General features: G+C 67.6%; 7 protein-coding genes. 5 read left to right on the top strand and 2 right to left on the bottom strand.

What is annotated here, in order from left to right; all coding sequences use genetic code 11:
- Positions 1–21: 21 nt before the first annotated feature.
- A complete protein-coding gene (locus FFS09_RS18440; RefSeq protein ID WP_171020089.1) occupies positions 22–1497 on the top strand; it encodes an NAD(P)-binding protein in 1476 nt (491 codons plus the stop codon).
- A 22-nt stretch (positions 1498–1519) separates the two neighbouring features.
- Here the strand turns inward: FFS09_RS18440 and asd are convergent, their stop codons facing one another.
- On the bottom strand, positions 1520–2410 hold the full coding sequence (gene asd / locus FFS09_RS18445) for an archaetidylserine decarboxylase (RefSeq protein WP_137920362.1): 891 nt from the start codon (positions 2408–2410) through the stop codon (positions 1520–1522).
- A 61-nt stretch (positions 2411–2471) separates the two neighbouring features.
- Between asd and FFS09_RS18450 the strand changes: the two genes are divergently transcribed.
- Positions 2472–4121, top strand: a complete 1650-nt coding sequence (locus tag FFS09_RS18450; RefSeq protein WP_137920363.1) for an aminotransferase class III-fold pyridoxal phosphate-dependent enzyme — start codon at positions 2472–2474, stop codon at positions 4119–4121.
- Between the two features lies 1 nt (position 4122).
- Here FFS09_RS18450 and FFS09_RS18455 read toward each other — a convergent pair whose 3' ends face one another.
- Complete coding sequence (locus FFS09_RS18455) at positions 4123–4728, bottom strand: hypothetical protein (protein WP_137920364.1); 606 nt, start codon at positions 4726–4728, stop codon at positions 4123–4125.
- A gap of 125 nt (positions 4729–4853) precedes the next feature.
- Here FFS09_RS18455 and FFS09_RS18460 point away from each other — a divergent pair, with 125 nt between their 5' ends.
- The 3 genes from FFS09_RS18460 to FFS09_RS18470 all read left to right on the top strand — a co-directional run.
- A complete protein-coding gene (locus FFS09_RS18460) occupies positions 4854–6050 on the top strand; it encodes a glycosyltransferase family 4 protein (RefSeq protein ID WP_137920365.1) in 1197 nt (398 codons plus the stop codon).
- 120 nt (positions 6051–6170) lie between these two features.
- Positions 6171–8432 carry a PhoX family protein gene (locus FFS09_RS18465; protein WP_137920366.1) on the top strand — a complete coding sequence of 754 codons (2262 nt, stop codon included), beginning with the start codon at positions 6171–6173 and terminating at the stop codon, positions 8430–8432.
- Between the two features lie 216 nt (positions 8433–8648).
- A partial coding sequence (locus FFS09_RS18470) for an ESPR-type extended signal peptide-containing protein (protein WP_137919452.1) occupies positions 8649–8872 on the top strand: 224 nt, incomplete at its 3' end.

Genomic DNA, 8872 nt, shown 5'->3' on the forward strand with positions numbered 1-8872 from the left:
AGGGCCTCCATGGAGATCAAGATGCATGAACCTATTCTGGAAGCCGACTACGTGATCGTCGGCGCGGGCGCCGTGGGCATGGCCCTGGCCGACACGCTGGTGGCGGAGACCTCGGCCAAGGTCGTCATCGTGGACCGGCGCGCCAAGCCCGGCGGCCACTGGAACGACGCCTACCCCTTTGTGCGCCTGCACGGTCCCTCGGTCACCTATGGCGTGAACTCGACCCCGCTGGGCAGTGGCCGCATCGACACGGTAGGGCTGAACGCGGGGCTCAACGAGCTGGCCAGCGGCGCCGAAATCTGTGCCTACTACGACCGCGTGATGCAGGACAGCCTGTTGCCCAGCGGCCGCGTGACCTGGCTGCCCTTGCACGATGTGGACGAGAGCGGCACGGCCACCTCGCTGGTGAATGGCCAGCGCCGGCGTCTGGTGGCCGGACGGCGCTGGGTGGACGCGACACAGGCCGACACCCAGGTGCCCTCCACCCACGGCCCGCGCTTCGCCGTGGCCCACGGGGTGACGTGCCTGACGCCCACCGAACTGACGCAGTGGCGGCAGCCGGCGGCGGGCCACGTGATCGTGGGGGGCGGCAAGACCGCGATGGACACGGCCTTGTGGCTGCTCGAGCACGGTGTGGACCCCGATGCCATCACCTGGATCCGTCCACGCGAGGCGTGGCTGCTCAACCGCGCCAACGTGCAGCCCACCGCGGCGTTCGCCCACCAGGCGCTCACCGCGATGGTGGCCGAATTCGAGGCTGCGCGCGATGCCACGTCGTTGCCCGATCTGTTTGCCCGTCTGGAAGCCGCGCGCTTGCTGCAGCGCATCGACCCAACGGTTCAGCCCACCATGTACCGCTGTGCCATCGTCAGCGAGGCCGAACTGGCGCAACTGCGCAGGATCAAAAACGTCGTGCGCCTGGGCCATGTGCGGGCCATCGAGATCGATCGCATCGTGCTGGAGCACGGCGAGATCGCAACCTCCGCCCGGCACGTGCACGTGCATTGCAGCGCGGGCGGTTTGCCGCGCGGTCCGCTGCAACCGGTGTTCCAGGGACAGCGGCTGGTGCCTCAGTACGTGCGCCGCTGCTCGCCGAGCTTCAGCGCCGCGTTCATTGCCCACCTGGAGGCGACGCTCGACGACGAACAGGAAAAGAACGCCCTGTGTGAACCCGTGCTGGTTCCGCGGGTGCCGCTCGACTGGCTGCGCATGCACCTGCAGACCGCGAAGAACCAGTTGCGCTGGTCGCAGCGCGCGGATGTGCAGGACTGGTTGCGGCGCTCGCGGCTGGAGGCCTACACGGGCCTGTTCGAACGCATGCAGCGCGAGGCCGACCCAGCCTGGGTGGCGTTGCAGTCCAGGCTGAAGCAGGTGCGCGGCCCGGGATACGAACGCCTGGCCGAGCTGTTGCGCACCGCGCCTGCAAGTGCGAAGCCAGAAGCCCGGGTCACGGGCAGGGCGATGTTCGAGCAGGCCGGTGCGCTGGAAACGCGGTGACCGGTGGCGGGAGCCGGCCTGATCAGGCCGGCTCCCGCCTCAGCAGGGCCTCGCCCACGCGGACGCGGTGGCCCGTGTCCACGCCTTCGTGCAGTGCAAAGCCCGGCGGTGCGAACACCAGGATGGTCGAGCCGTGCTCGAACCAGCCCATCTCGTCGCCTTTCTCGTAGCGCGCGGCGCAGGGCAATTCGTGCGGGCCGCGGTACCGCGCGTTGAGCGCCACGTCCACCGCGCGCAGCCGCATGCTGGCCACGAGGATGGCGGCCACGGGTACCAGCAGCAGTGGGGTGCCATCGGCCAGGCGCGCGTGCAGCGCGGCGCGCTCGTTCTTGCAGAACAGGCGCTCGATGCGTTTCAAGGCGATCGGGTTCACGTTCCAGGTATCGCCGCTGTGGTACGTCACGTGCTCCAGCGACAGCGCGGCCGGTGCGTGGAAGCGGTGGTACATGCTGGAGGTCAGACGCAGCGTCACATAGCTGCCGCCCCGCAGCGTGTCGATCATCGATTTCGCACGTTCGTCATTGCCGAGCAGGTCCGCGAGCGGGTACGGGAAGCCCTTGGCCTGGAACACCTGCGCGCCCGCGTCCTCGCCGATGCGGCCACACGCACCCACGATGGCATCGCAGGGGCTCGTCAGCACATCGGGGCGCGGATCGATCGGGCGCAGGCCGGGTTTGAGCTCGCGCACGAAGCAGTCGTGCAGGCTGTCGAACGAGGTCTTCCTCGCCTCGCTCAGGTCGAGGTCGGTGAACGTGCGCCACACCGCCATCGACGCACCCCGCACCCACGGGTGGCGGATGCGGCTGAGCCAGCCCATGAAGCGCGTGAGCGCGGCGCGTGGCACGCGGTTGGTGAGCAGGAAGTTGATGTCTTCGTGGAGCGCGAGGCGCTGCAGTTGTCTTGAGAGATTCATACGAGCGTCATGTGAGCGACCTACAAACGACACACATCAACCGCTTGGGAGCGCTTGCCGCATGTCCTACTTTTCTTACGCATTGCCTTTGGGCTCGCTGGTGCTGGCCCTGCCGTACCTGCGACAGCGCCTGCAGCTCTCGCGCGCCAAACACCGCTCGCTGGCTGGCCATTCGCGCATGGCCAAGCGCCTGGCGACCTGGCTGCCGGGCTACGCCTACGGCGAGACGAATTTCTTCGATTGCGATGGCGCGCCGGCCGACATCGCCGGCCTGCGCCGCACCTCGTTCGACGCGCTCTCCGCCGGCTTCGCGCAGCGTTACGCGCAGAGCCTGGCGCTGACCGCGCAGGCGCGCGAAGGCCTGGCCGACCTGCAGTTCACCGGCAGCTACCGCGTGCCGTTCCAGTTCAGCCCGATCGTGCGCGAGCGCCTCAAGGTGGGTGCCTTTGTGCAGTCCGCCGATGGCGTGCACGTGACCGACCTGGATGGCAACCGCTTCATCGACCTCACCGGTTCGTATGGCGTGAACGTGTTCGGTGTGGACTTCTACAAAGCCTGCATGGCCGAAGGCGCGCAGATTGGCGCGTCGCTCGGCCCGGTGCTCGGCGCCTACCACCCGTGTGTGGCCGACAACGTTGCGCGGTTGGAGGCGGTTTCGGGTCATGAGCAGGTGTCGTTCCACATGTCGGGCACCGAGGCCGTGATGCAGGCCGTGCGCCTGGCCCGGTACCACACGCGGCGCAAGCACCTGGTGCGCTTCTGCGGCGCGTACCACGGCTGGTGGGAGGATGTGCAGCCCGGCCCCGGCAACCCGATGCCGCCGCGCGAAACCTACACGCTCAAGGACATGGACGCGCGCAGCCTGGACGTGCTGCGCACGCGGCGCGACATCGCCTGCGTGCTGGTCAACCCCTTGCAGGCGCTGCACCCCAACCGCAACGCGCCGGGCGACTCCACGCTGGTGGACGGCAGCCGCAGCGCGGGCTACGACCGCGCGGCCTACACCGCGTGGCTGCAACAACTGCGCGAGGTCTGCACCGAGCGCGGCATCGTGCTGATCTTCGACGAGGTGTTCCTCGGCTTTCGCCTCGCGCCGGGTGGCGCGCAGGATTACTTCGGCGTGCGCGCCGACCTCGTCACCTACGGCAAGACGCTGGCCGGTGGTTACCCGGTGGGCGTGGTCTGCGGGCGCGCCGATCTCATGCGGCGCTTTCGCACGGAACGCCCGGCCGACGTGTGTTTCGCGCGTGGCACGTTCAACGCGCACCCTTATGTGATGGGCGGCATGAACGCCTTCCTGCGCCGGCTGCAGACGCCGGAGATCCTGGCCCTGTACGAGGACCAGGACGCGACGTGGAACGCCCGCGCGAAACGCTTCAACGACACCATGGCCGAACACGGCTTCCCGGTGCGCGCGGCGAACCTGCAGAGCATCTGGACGCTGAGCTACACCCAACCCGGGCGCTACCACTGGATGTACCAGTACTTCCTGCGCTGGCATGGACTGGCCTTGAGCTGGGTGGGCACGGGGCGCCTGATCTTCGGCCTGAACCTGCATGACGATGAATTTGAAGAGGTTCTGCAACGCTGCGTGGCCGCCGCGCGCGACATGCAGGCGCAAGGTTGGTGGTGGACCTCGTCGCAGCTGTCGCACAAGAGCATCCGCCGGCAGGTGCTGCGCGAGTTGCTCGCGCAGCGTTTCTCGCGATAGGTCAGTTGCGCTGAGCAACGCCGGGGTCGATCAACTGGCCGCGCAGCAGAAACAGCGGCGCCTTGTGGTACAGCTTGATGTCGTGGAACGGGTCGGTCAGGATCTTGGTCATCCACACCAGGCCGGTCTTCACATCGGCGATGAAGAACAGGTGCACGGTGCGAAACAGCAGACCACCCACGCCGAGCGCCAGCCACAGCGTGCCGACCTGGCGGATGAAGCCCATGCCATCGGTGTGCGGCTCGAACAGGCCGAACACACCCGGCAAGGCCCACACCAGCAGCGGCGTGCCGGCCCACAAGGCCATCAGCACGACCTTGCGGCGCAGGTTGTAGCCGACCTTGATCTCTTCCTTGTGTTCGTGCGTGGCCTGGTTCACGTGGTCGTAGCCCTTGGGTTCGAAGAAGAAGTGGCCGGCCTGGCGGCTGGTCATCGAGACCAGCCACGCGATCAGCGCGGCGAGCACCGGGTCGGTCCACAGCAGCGCGTAGGCGATCACGAAGCTGACCGCGCTGATCAGGTGCAGCGTCTGGTTGATGCGGCTGTGGTGGTAGTAGCGGTGGTCGTCCCAGCGCTGGATGTCCAGGGTCTTGAAAAAATCGTTCACGGGGCAGGCTCCGGTGGATGGCGGGGTGGTGTCAGTCGCATGACATGGTGGTCAACGCATGTGAAAACCCGGTGACAGCCGCGCGCTGTCATCAGACTGTTGCAATGCCTGCGGAAGATGGGCGCATGACGACCATGCACTCGGATCAGATCGTGGTGGAGGAATACCCGGCCAGCAGCCCTTCGCTGCGGCTGTCGGTGGTGAGCGAAACCTGGCCGCCCGAAATCAACGGCGTATCGCTCACGCTCTCGCGGCTGGTGCAAGGCCTGTGCGCGCGCAACCACCAGGTGCAGCTGATCCGGCCGCGCCAGACGCGGGTGGACCAGGCGATGCGCCACGAGGGCTTTGAAGAAGTGCTGATGCGCGGCATGCCGATTCCGCGTTACCCCGAACTCAAGCTCGGCCTGCCGGGCAAGCGCGCCTTGATCCAGGCCTGGACGCTGCGCCGGCCCGATCTCGTGCACATCGCCACCGAGGGGCCGCTGGGCTGGTCGGCGCTGCAGGCCGCGCGCACCCTGCGCCTGCCGGTCACGTCCGACTTCCGCACCAACTTCCACGCCTACAGCGAGCACTACGGCGTGGGCTGGTTGCGCAAACCCATCGTGGCCTACCTGCGCAAGTTCCACAACCTCACGCACCTCACCATGGTGCCCACGCAGGCGCTGCGCGCCGATCTCATGGCCATGGGCTTCGAGCGCGTGCAGGTGGTCGCGCGCGGTGTGGACACGCGCCTGTTCAGCCCCGAGCACCGCAGCGACACCTTGCGTGCCTCGTGGGGTTCGACGCCGCAGAGCACCGTGCTGCTGGCGGTGGGTCGCCTGGCCGCAGAGAAGAACCTCGACATGGTGCTGCGCGCCTTCGAGGCCATGCGCGCGGTGCGCGACGACGTGAAGCTGGTCTTCGTGGGCGACGGGCCGATGCGCGAGAGTCTGCGGCAGCGTTGCCCGGACGCGGTGTTTGCCGGCATGCAGAGCCAGCAGGCCTTGGCCACTTACTACGCATCGGCCGATCTGTTCCTGTTCCCCAGCACCACCGAAACCTTCGGCAATGTGACCATCGAAGCGCTGGCCAGCGGCACGGCCGTGCTGGCCTTCAACACCGCCGCCGCGGCCGACTGGGTGCAGCACGAGGGCAATGGCTGGCTGGTGCCGGTGAACGACGAGATGGCCTTCCTGCAGGTGGCGACCGACCTGGCGTGCCAACCGCAGCGCATCGCGCAGGCCGGTGCGCTCGCGCGCTCGCAAGTGGCGCGGCTGGACTGGCAGCAGATCGCGTGCGAGGTCGAGACCCTGTTCCTGCGCGCCACGGGCTCGCGTGTGTGACACCGTGATGAAGCCCGACCGGTGGAGCGGACCGTTGGGGGCATTCGCCCGATTCACGGAGGCGTCATCGTTGCTTTGCACACTGCGCTGGTCTTTCAACCACCCCGCACGGAACGATCCATGTCCCACGACCACGACGACGACAACTTCAATGACTCCCCGAACGAACACTTCCAGCAAGTGCTCGAGCGCGGCACACGCACCGCACTGACCCGCCGCAACCTCATCCGTGGCGGCGTCGGTCTGGCCGCCTTGTCCAGCCTGCCGTTCCTCGCCGCATGCGGCGGCGGCAGCGGTGGTGTGGACCCGGCCCCAGGGCCCGGTGTGCCGGCCGACAAGGCGCTGGGTTTTGCCGCCATCGACAAGAGCCTGCTCGACGACGTGATCCTGCCCGCCGGCTACACCTACCGCGTGGTGCACGCCACGGGCGACCGGCTGGTCTCCAGCATTCCCGCCTACAGCAACCTCGGCACCGAAGCCGACGAGTGGACCATGCGCGTGGGCGACCACCACGACGGCATGGACCTGTTCTACGTCAACGCTGGCGGCAACTACTCGGCCACCGAAACCAACCGCGCGCTGCTCGTGATGAACCACGAGAGCTCGGCCGACGCGCACTTCTTCCACGCCAACGGCCAGACCTCGGGTGGCGTCTCGGGCAAGAAGTTCAGCCAGTTCGACAGCTGGGACCTGGGCGTGCGGCCCGAGCTGGAAGTGCTAAAGGAAATCAACCACCACGGCGTGTCGGTGGCCGAGGTCGGCAAGAACGGCGCGGGCCAATGGGAATACAAACTCGATTCGATCTACAACCGCCGCGTCACCGGGCAGTCGCCCATGCGCATCGCCGGCCCGGTCGCGCACCTGGCCGACATCCACGCCTTCATGGTCACGGCGCACGACACCACCGGCGCCACCTCGCGCGGCACGCTCAACAACTGCGGCCACGGCAAGACGCCCTGGGGCACCTACCTGGCCTGCGAAGAAAACTGGGCAGCCTATTTCTTCATGCCGGCCGGATCGGTCGACGTGGACGCGAAGACCAAAGCCTCGCGCCAGCGCTATGGCGTGATGCGTGCGCCCAATGCCGCGGGCACCGCCGGCTCGCAAGGCTGGTCCAACACCGCGACCGCAGCCGTCGACAACCGCTTCAGCCGCTGGGATGTGGCGGCGCCCGGCGCTACCGCCGCCCAGGACTTCCGCAACGAGCCCAACACCTTCGGCTTCATCGTCGAGATCGACCCCGTGACCAGCGGCACACCCGCCAAGCGCGTGGCCCTGGGCCGCTTCGCGCACGAAGCGGCCGTGTGCGGCCTGCCCGTGGTGGGCCAGCCACTGGCGTTCTACATGGGTTGCGATTCGCGCAACGAGTACGTCTACAAGTTCGTCTCCACCGCGGTGTGGAGCGCGTCCGACGTGGGCGGTGGCATCGCGGCCGGCAACAAGTACCTCGACGAAGGCACGCTGTACGTGGCGAAGTTCAACGACAACGGCAGCGGCGAGTGGCTGGAGCTGAACATCGCCAACCCGCTGATTGCTGGCTACGCCGCTTACACGTTCGCCAACCAGGCCGACGTGCTGGTCAACGCCCGCCACGCCGCCGATGCGATCGGCGGCACCAAGATGGACCGCCCGGAGTGGGGCGCGGTGAACCCGGCCAACGGTGAGATCTACTTCACCATGACCAACAGCAACGCCGCCAGCCGCCCCGTGGCCGGCACCAACGCGGTCAACCCGCGTTCGTACGCCGACAACGACGGCCGCCTGCAGACCGGCAACCCCAACGGCCACATCGTGCGCTTCAAGGAAACGGGCAGCGCGTCGAACGCCACGACCTTCACCTGGGACATCTTTCTGTTCGGCGCGGAAGAAGACGCGAGCGACGACATCAACCTCTCGGGCCTGAGCGCGAAGAACGACTTTTCCTCGCCCGATGGCCTGTGGTTCAGCAAGGCCACCGGCATCTGCTGGATCCAGACCGACGACGGCGCCTACACCGACCAGAGCAACTGCATGCTGCTGGCCGCCATTCCCGGCGCGGTCGGTGATGGGGGTGCGATCACGGTGAACAACAGCATCGGCGCTGCTGTCGGCACGCAAGGCACCTTCATCGGCGCCGCGTTGGGCGATGCGAAGCTGCGCCGCTTCATGGTGTCGCCCAAGGGCGCGGAGGTCACGGGCATCACCGAGTCGGCCGATGGCCGCGCGATCTTCGTGAACATCCAGCACCCGGGCGAGAACACGCCCGCGCTGGGGGCCGGCCCGTTCGCGTTCCAGAGCCAGTGGCCAGGCAACTCGCCCAGCGCGCCGCACGGCCCGCTCGGCCGCCCACGTTCGGCCACGATCGTGATCACGCGCACCGACGGGGGCGTGATCGGTCTTTGACGCTTTACAGACCTGAAGCGAAGGAGCCCGGCACCGCCGGGCTTTTGGGTTTTTGGGATGGGCGACTCCCGGCAAATCATCTGCTGCCGCCTGAGGCTCACAAGCGGCGCAGCGAAGTAGATGCTGCCAACTACTGCATCGGCGGTATTCCCTTTCGGGTAAGCCTTTGATGTGATCTCGGCCGATCACAACAACGTCGTCTCAAGGGAGTCCCTCATGAACAAGAACCGCCACCGCGTGGTGTTCAACGCCGCGCGCGGGCTGCGCATGGTCGTCGCGGAATGCGCGCGTGCGCTTGGCAAAGCCAGCACGGCCACCGCAGCGGCCCTCATCACCGCCTCGCTGTTTCCCGCCCACGCGCAAATCGCCGCCGACCCCGGCGCCCCGGGTCGCCAACGCCCTACCGTGTTGACGGCCCCCAACGGCGTGCCCCTGGTCAA

It is taken from the genome of Hydrogenophaga sp. 2FB, assembly GCF_005503365.1.
Taxonomy (GTDB): Bacteria; Pseudomonadota; Gammaproteobacteria; order Burkholderiales; family Burkholderiaceae_C; genus Hydrogenophaga.